Genomic DNA, 16,273 nt, shown 5'->3' on the forward strand with positions numbered 1-16,273 from the left:
TCAGCGAGCCGACGGTTCGGCGGACCAGCCAGCGAGTCCACGTCTCAGGACGTTCCGCCAGGCGGTCTCGTCACCGGCGTATTCCACCGTCCCCGCGGTCGACAGATCCTGCCTGATCGCGATAAGCCACTTCGCGACCAGCCGGGTGAGATCGCCGCGGATGAACAGTTCCACCTGCCTGCACAGTTCCCGTCGCGCCTCGCTGCTCTTCGGCGCCTGTGCCAGTGAGCTTCCGCCGATGAACCCCGTGCGCGCCGCCGGGTCCTGGCCCGCGTTCACCATGTCGCGCCAGGCCATCATGGGGTCCGCGGGCAAGCCGCACACCCACTTATAGAAGACGTCTTTGAAATCCTTCGCCTTCTTGCCGAACTCGATCGAGTTGTGGTCGTTCGCTTCCACGCGCTCGTCGTCCTGAATCCAGCTTCGTTCCCTCATGCGCGGATGCGCCCTTATCTCCAGCAGCAAGGGATACGAGGTGGCGAACTTCGAGTTCATGACACGGCGCCCTTCCGCCATGTCACCGCCGCTTCCATTCAACGCATTGAAGTGGCGCTCAAGCTTGTACTGCTCGAGAAGCAGGACGAAGCACGAGACGATGCAGCTCTCGAAGTCGTTGAAGACGTGATTTCCGTTGGCCATGAGTACGTCCCGAACTACAGCGTGTAGATGTTGTTCAACATTTTCTGGCGATCACCGCTGAAATCCTTGTGCGTGTAGTAGCGCAAGTAATCGCTGGCATCGATGGGCCGCCAGGTGGGCGAGTAACTGTTCGACGCCAACCGGTACCGGCAGAACGTCGCGACCTTGCTGTAGTCGTTGAACACTTTCTTGAGTGCAGGAAGATCGGCCACCTGGCGGTCACCGACCACGCCACGCATGATCTTCTCGACCAGCCGCGACCGGGCCGCCTCGGAGGTCAGCGCCACCACCTTTGCAAGGTCCGGATTCATCTGCGTTCCGCCGCCGGCGCCACGTACCAGCGCGTGCTTGAAATCATCGCGTCCGGCCTTTCCGACCAGGTCTTTTTCCTTGTAGTTGTAGTCGGTGAGCACGATGCGCGCGCCATTTCCGTGGCTGTACGCGAACAATTCGAAGTTCGGCGTGTGATAGAAATACGAGTGTCCCAGTCCATCGTCGTCGACATACGAAACGTCGATCTCCGACCCGACAGGAACGTTCGCGAAATTCGCCTGCCGGAAGGCGACGAGGAAGCGCGAATAGGCGTCGGGCGTCAATGCCAACGATATCGTCATATCAGTGCACTCCGTCTTCGAACCGGTAAGTGAAGCCGCCGTCCGCGACGCCCACCTCCACTCGCTGCACGGCTTCGCCCCGTATCGTTCGTTCGAGGAAGGCGCGACTGATGTCGGGAAGCATCGTGTTGGTCAGGATGGCGTCGATCATGCGGCCGCCTGATTCACCCTCGGTGCAGCGCGAGACCACCCTGCCGACCACTTCGTCGTCGTACGCGAAGGGAATGCGATAGCGCGACTGGACGCGGTGCTTGATGCGGTCCAGTTGCAGGCGGACGATGCTTTCCAGCATGGATTCGCTCAATGGGTAATAGGGAATGGTGACGAGGCGCCCGAGCAAGGCCGGCGGGAACACGTCGAGCAATGGCGCACGCAGCGCGCCCGCCATCTCGTCCGGGTTCGGCACGCCGCCCTCGCGGCGGCACAGGCGTGCGATCGTCTCGGTGCCGACGTTGCTGGTCAGGATGATCAGGGTGTTCCGGAAATCGATGGTCCGCCCTTCCCCATCCTCCATCACGCCCTTGTCGAAGACCTGGAAGAAGATCTCGTGCACGTCGGGGTGGGCCTTCTCCACTTCGTCGAGCAACACGACCGAGTACGGCTTGCGGCGCACGGCCTCGGTGAGCACACCACCTTCGCCATAGCCCACGTAACCCGGCGGCGCACCCTTCAGCGTGGAGACCGTGTGCGCTTCCTGGAACTCGCTCATGTTGATGGTGATGAGGTTGTGCTCGCCGCCGTACAGGGTCTCGGCCAGTGCCAGTGCCGTCTCCGTCTTGCCCACGCCCGAGGTACCCGCCAGGAGGAAGACGCCGATCGGCTTGTCGGGATTGTCCAAGCCTGCGCGGGACGTCTGGATGCGGCGGGCGATCGCTTCCATGGCATGGTCCTGGCCGATGACCCTGCGTGCCATGAGGCCGCCCAGGTTCATCACGGTCTCCAGTTCGCTGCGCAACATGCGACCTACGGGAATACCGGTCCAGTCGGCGATCACCGTGGCCACCGCCTGCTGGTCCACCGTCGGCAGCACCAATGGCGTCTCGCCTTGCCGTTCGGCCAGACTGGCTTGCAGGAGGCGCAACTCGTCCAGCGCGGCCGCCCGGCCGGACTCGTCGAGTGCGTCTTCCTCGCGCAGCCGCGCACGCAGGGCGAGCACCTGGCCGACGAGTTGCTTCTCCTCCGCCCATGCGGCTTCGAGAGCATCCAGGCGCGCGCGCTCATCGGCCAGCTTCGCACCGGCCGCGGCTTCACGTTCGACCACGTCGATCCCCACCGTCTTCTCGCGCGCGATGATGGCCAGCTCCGTTTCGAGCGCCTGAATGCGCTTGCGGCTGTCGTCCACCGCCGCGGGAATGGCGTGCTGGCTCACGGCTACCCGAGCGCACGCCGTGTCCAGGAGGCTCACGGCCTTGTCGGGCAACTGCCGCGCCGGGATGTAGCGATGCGAGAGTTTCACCGCTGCCTCGATCGCCTCGTCGAGCACCTGCACGCCATGGTGCGCCTCCATCACGCCCGCCACGGTGCGCAACATGAGCACGCCGCGCGCTTCGTCCGGCTCGCCGACGTGCACCGTCTGGAAGCGCCGGGTCAGCGCGGGGTCCTTCTCGATGTGTTTCTTGTACTCGGCCCAGGTGGTGGCGCCGATCGTGCGCAAGTTACCGCGGGCGAGCGCGGGCTTCAGCAGGTTCGCCGCGTCGCCCGTGCCCGCCGCGCCACCGGCGCCGACCAGGGTGTGCGCTTCGTCGATGAAGAGGATGATGGGACGCTCGGAGGCATTCACCTCATCGATGACCTGGCGCAGGCGGCTTTCGAATTCGCCCTTCATGCTCGCGCCGGCTTGCAGCAGGCCGACGTCGAGCACGCGCAGTTCCACCTCGCGAAGCGCGGGCGGTACATCGCCTTCGGCGATGCGCCTGGCGAAGCCTTCCACCACCGCCGTCTTGCCGACGCCGGCTTCGCCCACCAGCATGGGATTGTTCTGCCGCCGGCGCATGAGGATGTCGACGACCTGCCGGATCTCCTCGTCGCGGCCGACCACGGGATCGATCTTGCCGGTGCGCGCCTGTTCCGTGAGGTCGATCGTGTAACGCTGCAAGCCGTCGCGTTTTCCCAGTGCGGCCGGGGCCGGCTCGCCAGCCTCGCCGTGGGGTTGCCCATCGAGGCGGAAACCATCGTTGGCGCCGAGACGATCCTCCGGCGAGCCGGCGACGATGCGCGGCAGGTCGTCGACAAGGGCCTCCGCGCGGATCTTGTCGAATTCCGGCGAGATGCCGGTAAGCACGTGCCGCAGGCGCCGCGTTCGCACGAGGGCGGCGATCAGGTATCCCGTGCGCACCTGCGCTTCACCGAAGCTCAACGTCGCATACACCCAGGCGCGCTCGACGGCTTCCTCGATATCGGCCGACAGATCGCTCACCGACGAGGCCCCGCCAGGCAGGCGTTCGAGTGACTCGGTGATATCGCGTGCGAGATGCGAGGGATCGATTCCGGCATGGCGGACGATGCGATGCAGATCCGTGTCCGCCAGGCTGAGGATCTGCTGCAACCAGTGCACGAGTTCCACCTCACGGTGGCCGCGCAGGCGGCACGCCACGGTGGCGCCTTCGATCGCCTTGTAGGCCATGGTGTTGAGCTTGCCGAACAGGGCGGCACGGCTGATGTCGGTCACGACGGCATCCTTGGGCGATTCGATGGGGAAAGGGGTTGCAGCACGAGGTCGTCGGCGTCGCCGGGGCCGGCGAAGCGGCCCATCCAGGACGACAGGCCGAGCCGTCCCGAGCGGCCCATGTGCGTGAGCGGCACCTCGTCCCGGCGGAGGATCAACTGAACGTCCCAGTCCTTCTCGTCGCCCGCATAGAAGCGGACCGCGGCGACGAGTTCACGCAGCGCGTCGCCGCCTGGCTGGAAGCGACGGTAGTCGGACAGGCCTACCGGGCCGATGCGAATCCGGAACCGATGCTGCGCATCGCGCACGGCCGCACCCAGCACCGTCGCGGTGCCCAGCGTCGCCATGCCGCCCCCCATGCGCAGACGCCCGTCCTCCGGAAGGACGAGCCAGGCCACCGCGAATTCCTCGATTCGCACAGGCACGGCGAAGAACGCGGCGAGGAAGGCGACGAGACCTTCGGCATTCCTCGCCTGGGACAGGACGCGCCCTGCCATGTACCGGCGGAAGCGGTCGGGCAACGCATCACGTTCCGTCAATGCGGGAATGCCGATGCCCGACAATGCGCCGAGGAAGCCGGCGAAGGCGTCCTCGGCGGGACGGTCCATCTGCACGGTCGGCTGCGAGTCGGCCCAGGCCCGATAGAAGAAGCTCAGCATCCGGTGGTGGAACACGTCCGCGAAGGCCGTGAACGTGCGGTCCCGCGCCGTGCGCTCGCGCTCGAGCACGTATTCGGTGAGATGCAACGGCAAACCGCCGTTCGATCCCCATAACCCGAGCATCAGGCTATGGACGCGCGGCGTCTCGCCTTCCGTATCCACGCGATCGATGCTGTGCGGGGGGAAGGCAAGCGAGGGCGTGTGCGCCAGGCGCACGGGATCGTCCGCCGGCCGGATCGAGCGGCCAAGCCTGGGGCGATCGTCGTACACGCACTCGATGCGGCGCAACGCGTCGAACCAGTCGAAGGAAGCCGGTTCGGCGCGTATCGCTTCGAGCAGCGCTACAGGATCGGGCGTGTGCCGGATCGAGCCGTCCACCGGGCCACCTCGTTGCGTTCCAGGGTATGCAGTACGGTTTCGGTGAACGAGTTCAGCGAGACGTACCGCGAGAAGAAGTGCTGCATGACGGAGCCGAACAGGAAGGCACCCGTGCCTTCGAAGGCGCGCTCCTCGCACGTGAGACGAATCTCCAGGCCCCGCCCATACGTCACCGGGCCGGGAATCGGCAGGCGCCGCACGATCGGCGAGGAACGCACGTCGCGTACCCCTTCGACGAGGCGGCGCGAGGCGGCATCGTTGTCGTCGCTATAGAGCGAAAGCATTTCGCGCAACGCGGCCGCCCCCTCGTCGTGCTCCAGCAGGGAGAGGTAATTGAGCTGCAGGTGGCTGATGAGCTTCCACGCCGCCTGCCCTTCCGCGATCGCGGGCCTCGGGCGCGTGGGCCCTGCAAGGCAACGCACGCTGCGCACCGGGGCGTCGGTGTCGAGCAGGAAATCGGTACGGCCCTTGCCCACCGGCATATGCAGAGGCAAATCGCGGTTACTACAGAGCAACCGCATGCCGACCTGGCGCAGGCTGCTCGCATAGGGGGCCTCGCGCCCGTCGACCAGGGAGAGGAACACTTCGCCGCCGGTGTAGCTCGACCTCGGGCCGTCACGACGCTGCCGCGTGGAGGCGAGACGCGGCTCGCGGCGCAGCGTGTAGAACGCGGCCGCGGGATCGTGCCACGTTCGCCCTTGCCCGCCATAGAAGGGATGGAAGCTCTGTTCCGGCTCCTGGCTGTCGCCGAAACCCAGGACCTCGTCGACTTCGATGACCTCGAAATCCATGGGGCGCGCCCGGTCCGCCAGTACGTGGTACTCGGCGGCGCCGTCGCGAAGATGGATGCGATCGGCGCGTCGTGGGAACAGGTTGATCGCCGGTGTGCAGAACAGACGCAGATACGATGCGTCGACCGCGTTGTCCAGCCGTGGCACCGAGCGATCCAGCCAGACGACGATGTCGAACTCGCTCGCCGATGATCTCGGCAGCACACGGCGCAGGCCGGTGAAAGCCGCGAACTGGAAGCGTTGCGGGCAGGCGAAGTATTCCTGCAACAAACGGTAGCCACTGAACGAGCGGTCGGTCACCGGCAGCAAGGCCTCGTCCTCCGCGAATCCGCGCGCTTCGATACGCGCCTGTTCGACGAAGCGTGTCGTTTCGCCGGCGATCACCGAAAAGCCCAGGCCGTTGCCCAGCACCTGTTCGTACAGGAGGCCCGGAAGATCCCCGCTGCCTGCGAAGAACAGGGGAAGCTCGTCGAACGACAGCGCATCCAGTTGCACCCCCGCACCCAGCTGGAATCGCAGGCGCAAGGCGGCGCGGGGCGATGTGCCCGCTGGCGGTGCAAGACCTGCGGCGGCGATCCCGGCAGGGCTCGCCAGGTAACGCGCTTCGCGAAGCTCCAGCGGCAGCAAGGTGACGGCGTGTGCGGTGCGGTATTCGCAAGCGGTCCGTTCGCCGAAACCGATCTGGCTGCGCAACGCGCTGCCACGCGGGACGAGGTGACCGTCCACCGGAAGGCTCTCCGCACCGTCAGGTGTCATCTCCACCACGGTCATGGAGGGAACCGGAGCGAGATAGTGCGGGTAGAGCATGCGCAGCAGGTGTTGGGTGAACGCGGGATGCTGCGCGTCCAGCTTCATCTGCACGCGCGCGGCCATGAACGCGAAGCCCTCCAGCAACCGCTCCACATAGGGGTCCGCGCACTCCATGCCCTCCATGCCCAGACGGCCGGCGATCTTCGGATAGGCGCTCGCGAACTCCGCGCCTGTCTCGCGGACGTGCTGGAGTTCCTGGCTGTAGTAGCGAAGCAGTCGGGGGTCCATGATGCTCAGCCGAGGCCGTCGAAAACGCTGAAGCGTGCGGTTTCCAGATCGACCTCGGTCTTCAGGTAAAGATTGAGGGGCAACGGTTGCGCCCACATCGTCGACTCGATCCGGAAGGACAGCGTCAGGCGGTCCATCCGCGTCGTGTCCGCCTGCACGTCGACATGCAGCGTGGCCGGGTCGAGCCGTGGCTCGAAGGCGACGATCGCGGCGCGCAGGCGCTGGCCGAGCGATTCGATGTCCATGCCCGCGATGGCCGCACCGGTGAGATCGGGGACGCCGTAGTCGAGGACGGAGTCCTCCACGTACGGCAGCCCCACCAGGTCTTCGGGCAACCAGTGCCGCGTGCAGTTGAACAACCAGCCCAGGTCGCGCACGACGTACTCGCGCAGGCGCGCCGCGGTCATGACGCGCTTCTCGCGGCTTTCCTCCGTCACGTGCGGTTCGTCGTCGCGAAGGCGGTCCAGCAACGAAGGCTGGAGCCGCTCCTGGGTGGTCAGCTCGGCCATGGGTGGATCAGGCCTGGCCCTTCACCTGCTGCATGTCGTAGGTGAAGTCCTTGGTGCCGCCTTCCGCCTTGCCCTTGTCGTTCTGTGGCTGGAACGAGTACTTGAACTTGCCGAAATGCAGGGTGACGTTCTCGGTGAGGCGCTCGTCGCCACCGCTGCCACCCGTGGACACGGAGGTGACCATCACTCCCTCGCTCAACTCGATGGTGAGGAAGTCGGTCTGCTCACCCGTGGCATTGGTCACGTACAGCGTGGCGCTGTCCACACGCGCACCCGTGCAGCAGGCATTGAGCAGCGCGTTGGAACAGGAGTCGACGAATTTCGTGATCGTGATGTCCTGCACGTTGGCCTTGCCGCCCGAGGCGTAGCCGGCGCCGGTGTGCAGGTTTCCGGAATTGCTGGCACCCCACGCCCAGGCGATGATCGGTACCTGGCCCTTGTGCTTGGCGTGGTTGGACGCGCCCTCGATCGAGACCTGACCGGGGCCGAACTTGATGTGCATGTCGTATGCCATGGAACGCTTTCCTCAAAAGAATGTGGAATCAGGCGGCCTTGCCGGAAGGCAGGCGGGCGACCAGACGCAGCGATACCGTCAGGCCTTCCAGCTGGTAGTGCGGCTTGAGGTAGAACTTGGAGGTGTAGTAACCGGGGTTGCCCTCCACTTCCTCCACGACCACCTGGGCCGCGGCGAGCGGCTTGCGCGCCTTGGTTTCCTCGCTGGAATTCACCGGGTCGCCATCGACGTAGTTGAGGATCCAGCTGGTCAGCCAGTTCTCCATCTGCTCACGCGTGCTGAACGATCCGATCTTGTCCCGCACGATGCACTTCAGGTAATGGGCGAAGCGCGAGCACGCAAACATGTAGGGAAGGCGTGCGCTGAGCGCGGCGTTGGCCGTGGCGTCCGGATCGTCGTATTCCTCGGGACGTGCGAGCGACTGCGCACCGATGAAGGCGGCCATGTCGGAGTTCTTCCGGTGCACCACCGGCATCAGGCCCATCTTGTCGAGCTCGGCCGAACGGCGGTCGGTGATGGCGATCTCGGTCGGGCACTTCATGTCCACGCCACCGTCGTCGGTCGGGAAGACATGCGCCGGCAGGTTGTCGATGATCCCGCCCGACTCCACCCCGCGAATACGCGTGCACCAGCCGTACTGCTTGAACGAACGGTTGATGTTCACGCCCATCGCATAGGCGGCGTTCTGCCAGGTGTATTTGGATGAGTCGGCGCCGCCGGTGTCTTCCTCGAAGTCGAAGTCCTCGACCGGATCGGTCTTCGCGCCATAAGGCAGGCGGGCGAGCGTGCGCGGCATGGTGAGGGCCACGTACTTCGCATCCTCGCTGTCGCGCAGCGAGCGCCATGCGGCGTAATCCGGCGTGGTGTAGATCTTCGCGAGGTCGCGCGGGTTGGCGAGTTCGTTCCAGCCGTCCATGCCGAGAAGGCCGGCGGCGGCGGCGGCGATGAATGGGGCATGCGACGCAGCGGCGACCTGCGACATGCCACGGAGCAACTCTACGTCCTGCGGACCATGGTCGAAGTAGTAGTCGCCGATCAGGCAGCCATAGGGTTCGCCACCCAACTGGCCGTATTCCTCTTCGTAGATCTTCTTGAAGACCGGGCTCTGGTCCCACGCCGTGCCCTTGTAGCGCTTCAGCGTACGGCCCAGTTCGTTCTTCGACAGGTTGATGACCCGGATCTTCAGCTGTGTGTCCGACTCGGTGTTGGTCACCAGGTGGTGCAACCCGCGCCAGGTTCCTTCCAGCTTCTGGAACTCGGGGTGGTGGAGGATCAGGTTGATCTGCTCGGTGAGCTTGCGGTCGATCTCCGCGATATAGGCGTTGATCGTCTGGGTGACATCGTCGGAGACCATGTCGGCATGGTCGAGCACCTGCTCGGCCAGGGTACGCACGGCGGACTCCACCTCGGCGCGGGCGCGCTCGCTCTTCGGGCGGAATTCCTTGTTCAGCAATGCCGCGAAGTCGTTGCCTTCGACGGTGTCGACGAGTGCTTCGGCGGCCTGGGTCTGTTGCGTGGCCATGGCTCAGCCCTCCTTCGAATCGGTGGGGTGACGCGCTGCGGCCAGAGCCGCCAGCAAGGCGGGGTCCTGTATGGCCTGGGCGATCAACTTCTCCGCCCCGGCCTTGCCGTCCAGGTAGGTGCCGAGGTTGGCCAGCTGGGTGCGAGCCTCGAGCAGCTTCGCCAGGGGCTCCACGTTTCGGGCGATCGCCGCGGGGGAAAAGTCGTCGAGATGGGCGAAGGTCAACTCGACATTCAGGCTGTTCTCGCCGGTCAGCGTGTTGGGCACGCCGATCGCGAGCGACGGCCGGGCCGATTCCAGGCGCTCGTTGAAGTTGTCCGCATCGATCTCGAGCGCTTTGCGCTCTTCCACCGGAGGCAGGTCGCCGGCACTCGCCCCGGAGAGATCGGCCATCACGCCCATCACGAAGGGAATACTGACTTTCTTCTGCGCCCCGTAAAGCTCGACGTCATATTCGATCTGGACCCGCGGCGCGCGATTGCGGGCAATGAACTTCTGGCTGCTCTGCTTGGCCATCGTATTTTCCTACGGCTTCAATAGACGCAATGAATCGGCATGACAGTTTCATTTCACACTGTCAATCGAGCGGCCATTGTCGGCCAGTGCCGCCAGGAGCTGAAATCGTTCGTGGGTATATGAGGCATAAGGAGATGTGATGCCTCGCGACGCAACTTTCCGGCACCGGCTCGCCACGGCACCACGCTGCAACGCATTGCCGCGTCACATGCCGACCGGCATCATGCCCGCCATGGCATCCGTCTCGATCCTCCCTGAAGTCGCACCCGTCCCGGTCTCGGGCGGCATGGTCGTCAACTGCGTGGCCTACCGGAACAACGGGCAACGCATCGGCGACATCACCATCGAAGCCATCAGCGATGTGCTGAAGGAGCCGGATACCTTCGTTTGGGTAGGCCTGCACGAGCCCGACGAGGCCTTGCTGCTGAAATTGCAGGAGGAATTCGACCTGCACGACCTGGCCATCGAAGATGCCCAGCACGCGCATCAACGCACCAAGATCGAGGCCTACGGCGACTCGCTATTCATCGTGGTGCAAACCGCCCAACTGGTCGGCGGCAACATCGCCTTCGGCGAAACGCAGATCTTCGTCGGGCAACGCTATTTCGTGACGGTTCGCCACGGCGCTTCGCTGTCGTATGCGCCGGCGCGGCGTAGTTGCGAACAGACGCCCGAGCTTCTGGCGATGGGGCCCAGTTATGCGCTCTACGCCGTGCTGGATTTCATCGTCGACAACTTCCTGCCGATCGTTCGCGATTTCCGGGAAGAACTGCACGAACTAGAAAACGACATTTTCGCCGAAACACTGAACCGCCAGACCATCAAGCGCCTCTACGACATGCAACGCGAACTGATGACCTTGCGCCTGGCGGTCGTGCCGCTGCAGGATCTCGTAGCGCAGCTGACACGATTGCATCCGCATCTTATCCACGATGAGTTGCGCGCCTACTTCCGTGATATCTACGATCACGTTTTTCGCGTCAACGAATCCATTTCGGCGATGCGCGAGATGCTCGGGGCGGCGATCAGCGTGAACCTTGCCCTTGTCACCTTCGGGCAGAACGAGGTGATGAAGAAGCTCGCCGGGTGGGCCGCGATGTTGGCGGCGCCTACGTTGATTACGAGCTGGTATGGGATGAACTTCGCGCATATGCCGGAGTTGGACAAGCCTTGGGCTTATCCGGCGATCACGTGTCTGGTGGCTTGTATTGTGGGTGGGATTTTTATTGCTTTGAAGCGGAATCGTTGGTTTTGACCGCGTTTTGTGGGAGCCGCTTCAGCGGCGACACGGCCTATCGCACTTCGACGGCAAAGCTGAGTCTCCGGCTTTCGCCCCAACCAGGGCAGTAATCTGTTCGGCCCCGGCAAAGCTAAGCGACCATTGAAACGCTGCTCGCGACCGATATCCTCCAGCCAGATCATTCCTAGCCGTTGAACGACTGCCTCGGCTCTCACGCAAGATGATTGGCTGGATGTCGGTGCCAGCCACGCGTGACACGTATCTTGCGATGGGGATAATGCGACGTGAGTCGCAACAAGATCCGACCTTTGTAGGCGAACCCCTACATACACCGACAAGCGCCCTTGTTAGTTTCTGTCGGCAAATGGGATAGGGGATTCCAATGTCGTCAGTTTTTCACCGCATCGATCAAAGGGCGGGACGCAATCTGCGTACTTTGCTCAGGACTTTCCTAAGTATTGGCGTCATGACCTTGGGGTTATTAGCCTCATTTTCGGTAATGGCTCAAGATCATCTTGTATGTCCTGGAGATCAGGGCAAGATATATGGATGGGGTGGCGTCGAATGGGAAGCTGCTAGTCCAGGCTGTGGCGGGGGAATTTTTTCCTATCCATCAATGGGCACGTGGGAGACTAGTATTCGCTCCACATGCCTTGCGTCGCAGGGAGCGGCGAATCTTAGCTGGGGTGCAATCCGCTCATGCAATGCCCCCCAGTTGAACTGCGGTTTAGGGCCAAATGGCTTTGCCATGGAGCTCTCATTTGATCATCCCATGGGATATCGTGCAAATTCGCTGGATGCGGCTGGCGTCCTTCCCCAATGCATTCGTGGCTTCTATGTCGCCGTACCCCAGGCCGATCCCGAGCCAAAACCCGGCAATCCTTGCGACCATTGCCAAGCCGCGAAAGGAGCTGCAGCTCCAGTTGGAGATCCGGCCGACGCACTATCCGGAAACGAATACCAATCAAGAACGGACTTCGTATCGGGCGACGGCCGCCTTACATTTACACGCAGTTACAACAGCGGATCAAATCGCATTGCGAGCATAGGATTCCGGTGGCAATCTGAATACGATGCACGCATAGAAACGTTGTGGAACAGCAGCGACTCATTGATCACCGCATCTGCGATAACTCGATCACCAAAAGAAGCATGTGAGAATGGTTGGCTGTCTATTGCAGCGGCGGCAAAGACTGTTTGGCCCGACACGGAAGGGGCAACGGCAACTTTTCACGACCAGACAGCCACATGCACGCTCTCCTCTGGGAGGCAGCTTCCCATTGCATTTACAGCAACTAATGCACCATATGCAGCTATGGCAAGCTCGACCCCGAATTTTGTGGGCGGAACTTACGCCGCCACTGTGGCATTGATGGTGGCACGCCGAGCGGACGGTCGCCTCTATCACTTTACCTGCCAGGACGCCATCTGCAAGGGCGACAGCAATACCTCATTGCACATGACGTTGCTTCCAAATGGATACCGTCTAAATTCAGATAATGGCGTGATCGAGAGCTATGACAGTTTCGGACATCTGATCAGCATTGTGGATCGCGATGGCTATAGCCGAAACATGACATGGAATGGCGAGCATATGGCAACGGTGACAGACTCCACCGGGCGAGCCATATCATTTCTCTACGCGGGCGAGCTGATCTCGGATGCCACATTTCCAGATGGCACATCTGCTCATTACACCTACACGAACCGCTTCGAGCTTCAATCCGTCACATACTCTGACGGCACGTCTCAGGCCTACGATTACGATGACGGAATCGTCGCTGGTCTGATGGTTTCAGCGACCGATGAACTCAATAAACCGTACTTGACGATCACCTATAACGAACAGGGCCGTTCGACAGGTGACGTCCTCGCCAATGGTGCGAACCCGACGTCTATAAGCTATCCCGATAGTGATCGCGCCGTAGTCGTCGATTCACTCGGTGCAAGCAGGACTTACCATTTTACGAGGGTCAATGGCATTCGCTTGCTTTCGTCCATCGAAGGCCCACGGTGCGGAGATTGCCTGGGATCGAGCATCTCGTACGACGCCAACGGCTATCCAAATTCCATTACGGACTTCAATGGAGTGGTAAGAAGATCGACCTATGGATCCGATGGCTTGCTGACGGAACAAGTCGAGGCCTTCGGACAATCAGAGGAGAGGAGCATTCAACTCGCTTGGGATACGGCGCTGCGCGTGCCGCTGGTTCGGTCAGTGCGTGACCACACGGGAACCATCGTTGAAAAGCATGGTTGGGCTTATGACACCATTGGTAACGTTGTCGCCAGCTGCCAAATCGATCCACTCGCAGCTCCAGTGTATGTCTGTTCGACGACCGGTGTGACGCCGACGGGTGTGAGACGATCGACCTACAACTATTGCACAGCTGTTGATCAAGTGAACTGCCCGAGGGTCGGTCTTCTACTTGGAATAAACGGGCCTCGTACCGATGTCACAGACACCGTGTTGTACGCGTATTACCTCACGACCGACGAATCGGGTTGCGCGGTCTTAGGCGGTGCCTGCCACCACTTGGGTGATCTCAAATCGACGACCGACGGCGCAGGCCTAGTCACCACTTTTATGTCGTACGACAAGGCTGGGCGGCCCACTCGCGTTCGTAATCCGAACGGAATCCTTACCGACTACACCTACACTCCGCGCGGCTGGCTCGCGACGAAGATTGTTCGTGCCGATACATCCGGCACTCCTTCGCCTACCGATGCCACCACGACCATCGTTTACGACCCGACCGGTACCGTACACTCGGTCCAAGATCCAGATGGTGCCACGACGACCTACACCTACGATGCCGCTCATCGTCTTACCGATATCACCGACGCTAATGGAGCGCGGATTCACTACACCCTCGATGCCGCTGGCAATCGCACGAGCGAGCAGGTACTGACACCGACCGGAACGGTCACGCGCTCCCTCGGCCGGACCTTCAATCCCCTGGGGCAGCTCACCGCCCTGACCGACGGCCTGAATCGAACTGTGTTTGCCGCGGGCTTCGCCGACAGCTACGACGGCAACGGTAACCTGGTGCACAGTCAGGACGGCCTGTCTGTCCAGCAGAAGCAGTCCTACGATGGCCTCAATCGCCTCGTGAGTACCATCCGCGATTACCAGGGCACCAACACCGCTACTGCTAACGCGCAGTCCGTGACCAGTTTCGATGTCCTGGATCGGGTTACCGGATTCAGCGACCCCGATGGTCTCAACACTACTTACGATATCGATGCTTTTGGCAACGTCACGGGTCTGCTCAGCCCGGATACCGGGACGACCACGAAAACGTATGATGTGGCCGGCAACCTGATAGGCACTGTGGACGCCAGCCAGGTAACCACTGCCTTCACCTATGATGCTTTGGGGCGCCCCACGGGGACGACCTATCCAGATACGACCCTCAACGTCGCCTATCACTACGACGAACCGGATTCCGTCACGGGTTGCACGGGAGGCGTGAGCAAAGGCCATCTGACCCGCGTGGTCGAAAGCAATGGCGGGATCGTGTACTGCTACGACGGCCACGGCAATGTGATCAAGAAGCAGCAGACCGTAGGGACGGTGACTACGACGACCAGCTACACATGGACCCCCGGCGATCGGCTCAAGTCCGTCACGACCGCCAACGGCACTGTTGTCGCTTATGCGCGTGACGCCAATGGGCGAATCACCACGGTCACAGCAACGCCGCTCGGCGGCACGACAACGACCATCGCGTCTAACGTCACTTACCAGCCCTTTGGGCCCATTGCGTCGTACAAGCTAGGCAACGGCCAGACGGTGATCCGAACCTATGACGCCAATGGTCAGCTAACGGACATTGCCAGCACGGCGTTCTCGCTGCACCTGGGTCGCGATGCCATGGGCAATGTGGCCGCCCTGGGCGATTCGGCGGGTGCGTCACCAGCATCGGAAACCTATGGGTACGACTCGCTGTACCGCCTGACTGGAGTAAACGGCCCAAGCGGGAACTCGGTCGAGGCTTATACGTACAACAAGACGGGGGATCGCCTTTCCAAAGCCGCGCCAGGTTTGTTGACGGGGGCCTATAACTATCAGCCGGGCACGCATCGATTGGTAGGTGTCGGCACAACCACACGGCAGGTTGACGCGCGCGGCAACACGACGGCAAATGTTCTGCCAACCGGGATATTTGGCTACGGCTATAACCAACGCAATAGGCTTACGGTAGTTCAGAAAGATGGGGCTACCGTGGGAACCTATGTGCTGAATGCGCTAGGGCAGCGGGTGCAGAAAAAGGTTGGGAGCGCGTCTACCCGGTTCGATTACGATGAAACGAGCCAGCTACTGTCTGAAATTACCGATGGAACCGCGCGAGACTATGTATGGCTGGACGACCTTCCTATCGGGATCGTTGATCGGAATGGGTCTACCGTGGCTATCAGGTTCATTCACGCCGACGGTCTAGGCTCGCCGCGAGTCGTGACTGATGATGCCGGTGCGGTGCAATGGAGGTGGTCCAATGCCAGCAACCCCTTTGGTGAGAACACACCTGCATCCTCGTCGGGATATACATTGAATTTGCGTTTTCCCGGGCAGTACTTCGATTCTGAGAGCGGACTGGCCTACAATGGTAATCGGGACTACGAACCCGCAACCGGGCGGTATGTGCAAAGTGATCCGATTGGCCTTGACGGCGGTCTAAGCACCTATGTTTATGTCGGCGGGAACCCCCTTTTGCTTGTCGACCCCCTCGGTTTGAAGGACTATCGAGACCAATGCGTGGGTCGCTATTCCAGTTGTGCCGCATCGCAGGATCCCAATGGATCAACTGTCGGAAACTGGCTCAAGTTCAAAGGATGTAAAGCTTCTTTCGACTGGGGAATTAAGGAAGGGGAGACCGCAGGGACACAGATCGCTTGCGACGTGGAAAGACGCGAATGTACCGCTAGCCTCACCCCGGGCGAGCTAGACGACAGCGACCCGCTAGCTATCAAGTGCAACAATGAATTCAGGAAATGCATGATGTCCATCGGCAAAGGGAAGTGACAGATGCGATTCAGCGGCCTAGTCGTCGGACTCTTATGCTTCCTTGGGGGCTTTGCATCAGCTTTGGCAATATGCGCTTATGCGTCTTCGGTATGGACATACAACGCGCGCATTTCCATTCGCGAGGAACTGGTGAATTCATCAGTCCAGCGTTTTTCGAAG

11 protein-coding genes are annotated in these 16,273 nt (G+C 61.9%); 2 read left to right on the forward strand and 9 right to left on the reverse strand.

What is annotated here, in order from left to right:
• The 9 genes from ACN9M2_RS13775 to tssB are packed head-to-tail and all read right to left on the reverse strand — an operon-like array spanning nt 1 to nt 9,845.
• Nucleotides 1-639, reverse strand: coding sequence for a hypothetical protein (locus ACN9M2_RS13775; protein ID WP_426285258.1), 639 nt, complete (start codon nt 637-639; stop codon nt 1-3).
• A gap of 14 nt (nt 640-653) precedes the next feature.
• Nucleotides 654-1,253 carry a hypothetical protein gene (locus ACN9M2_RS13780; protein WP_426285259.1) on the reverse strand — a complete coding sequence of 200 codons (600 nt, stop codon included), beginning with the start codon at nt 1,251-1,253 and terminating at the stop codon, nt 654-656.
• Nucleotide 1,254: 1 nt separating this feature from the next.
• A complete protein-coding gene (tssH, locus tag ACN9M2_RS13785) occupies nt 1,255-3,921 on the reverse strand; it encodes a type VI secretion system ATPase TssH (RefSeq protein ID WP_426285260.1) in 2,667 nt (888 codons plus the stop codon).
• A complete protein-coding gene (gene tssG, locus ACN9M2_RS13790) occupies nt 3,918-4,955 on the reverse strand; it encodes a type VI secretion system baseplate subunit TssG (protein ID WP_426285261.1) in 1,038 nt (345 codons plus the stop codon). The genes tssH and tssG overlap by 4 nt, the downstream gene beginning before the upstream one ends.
• Nucleotides 4,919-6,784 carry a type VI secretion system baseplate subunit TssF gene (tssF, locus tag ACN9M2_RS13795; RefSeq protein WP_426285262.1) on the reverse strand — a complete coding sequence of 622 codons (1,866 nt, stop codon included), beginning with the start codon at nt 6,782-6,784 and terminating at the stop codon, nt 4,919-4,921. The genes tssG and tssF overlap by 37 nt, the downstream gene beginning before the upstream one ends.
• 5 nt (nt 6,785-6,789) lie before the next feature.
• A complete protein-coding gene (tssE, locus tag ACN9M2_RS13800) occupies nt 6,790-7,293 on the reverse strand; it encodes a type VI secretion system baseplate subunit TssE (protein ID WP_426285263.1) in 504 nt (167 codons plus the stop codon).
• A gap of 7 nt (nt 7,294-7,300) precedes the next feature.
• Nucleotides 7,301-7,807: an Hcp family type VI secretion system effector gene (locus ACN9M2_RS13805; protein WP_306850247.1), complete on the reverse strand. Its 507-nt coding sequence runs from the start codon at nt 7,805-7,807 to the stop codon at nt 7,301-7,303.
• A 28-nt stretch (nt 7,808-7,835) separates the two neighbouring features.
• Complete coding sequence (gene tssC, locus ACN9M2_RS13810; protein WP_426285264.1) at nt 7,836-9,329, reverse strand: type VI secretion system contractile sheath large subunit; 1,494 nt, start codon at nt 9,327-9,329, stop codon at nt 7,836-7,838.
• 3 nt (nt 9,330-9,332) lie between these two features.
• The gene (tssB, locus tag ACN9M2_RS13815) at nt 9,333-9,845 is read right to left on the reverse strand and encodes a type VI secretion system contractile sheath small subunit (RefSeq protein ID WP_426285265.1); all 513 of its coding nucleotides are present in this window, start codon (nt 9,843-9,845) and stop codon (nt 9,333-9,335) included.
• A gap of 232 nt (nt 9,846-10,077) precedes the next feature.
• Between tssB and ACN9M2_RS13820 the strand changes: the two genes are divergently transcribed.
• A complete protein-coding gene (locus ACN9M2_RS13820; RefSeq protein WP_426287929.1) occupies nt 10,078-11,100 on the forward strand; it encodes a magnesium and cobalt transport protein CorA in 1,023 nt (340 codons plus the stop codon).
• Between the two features lie 733 nt (nt 11,101-11,833).
• Nucleotides 11,834-16,111, forward strand: coding sequence for an RHS repeat-associated core domain-containing protein (locus ACN9M2_RS13825; protein WP_426285266.1), 4,278 nt, complete (start codon nt 11,834-11,836; stop codon nt 16,109-16,111).
• The last annotated feature ends 162 nt before the right edge of the window (nt 16,112-16,273 follow it).

The organism is Luteibacter sp. E-22, assembly GCF_049913125.1.
Classification (GTDB): Bacteria; Pseudomonadota; Gammaproteobacteria; order Xanthomonadales; family Rhodanobacteraceae; genus Luteibacter.

What these genes read in the sequence shown, in the direction of transcription:
- ACN9M2_RS13775 (WP_426285258.1), bottom strand. Translation starts at nt 639, where the DNA reads ATGGCCAACGGAAATCACGTCTTCAACGACTTCGAGAGCTGCATCGTC.
- ACN9M2_RS13780 (WP_426285259.1), bottom strand. Translation starts at nt 1,253, where the DNA reads ATGACGATATCGTTGGCATTGACGCCCGACGCCTATTCGCGCTTCCTC.
- tssF (WP_426285262.1), bottom strand. Translation starts at nt 6,784, where the DNA reads ATGGACCCCCGACTGCTTCGCTACTACAGCCAGGAACTCCAGCACGTC.
- tssE (WP_426285263.1), bottom strand. Translation starts at nt 7,293, where the DNA reads ATGGCCGAGCTGACCACCCAGGAGCGGCTCCAGCCTTCGTTGCTGGAC.
- ACN9M2_RS13805 (WP_306850247.1), bottom strand. Translation starts at nt 7,807, where the DNA reads ATGGCATACGACATGCACATCAAGTTCGGCCCCGGTCAGGTCTCGATC.
- tssC (WP_426285264.1), bottom strand. Translation starts at nt 9,329, where the DNA reads ATGGCCACGCAACAGACCCAGGCCGCCGAAGCACTCGTCGACACCGTC.
- tssB (WP_426285265.1), bottom strand. Translation starts at nt 9,845, where the DNA reads ATGGCCAAGCAGAGCAGCCAGAAGTTCATTGCCCGCAATCGCGCGCCG.
- ACN9M2_RS13820 (WP_426287929.1), top strand. Translation starts at nt 10,078, where the DNA reads ATGGCATCCGTCTCGATCCTCCCTGAAGTCGCACCCGTCCCGGTCTCG.
- ACN9M2_RS13825 (WP_426285266.1), top strand. Translation starts at nt 11,834, where the DNA reads ATGGAGCTCTCATTTGATCATCCCATGGGATATCGTGCAAATTCGCTG.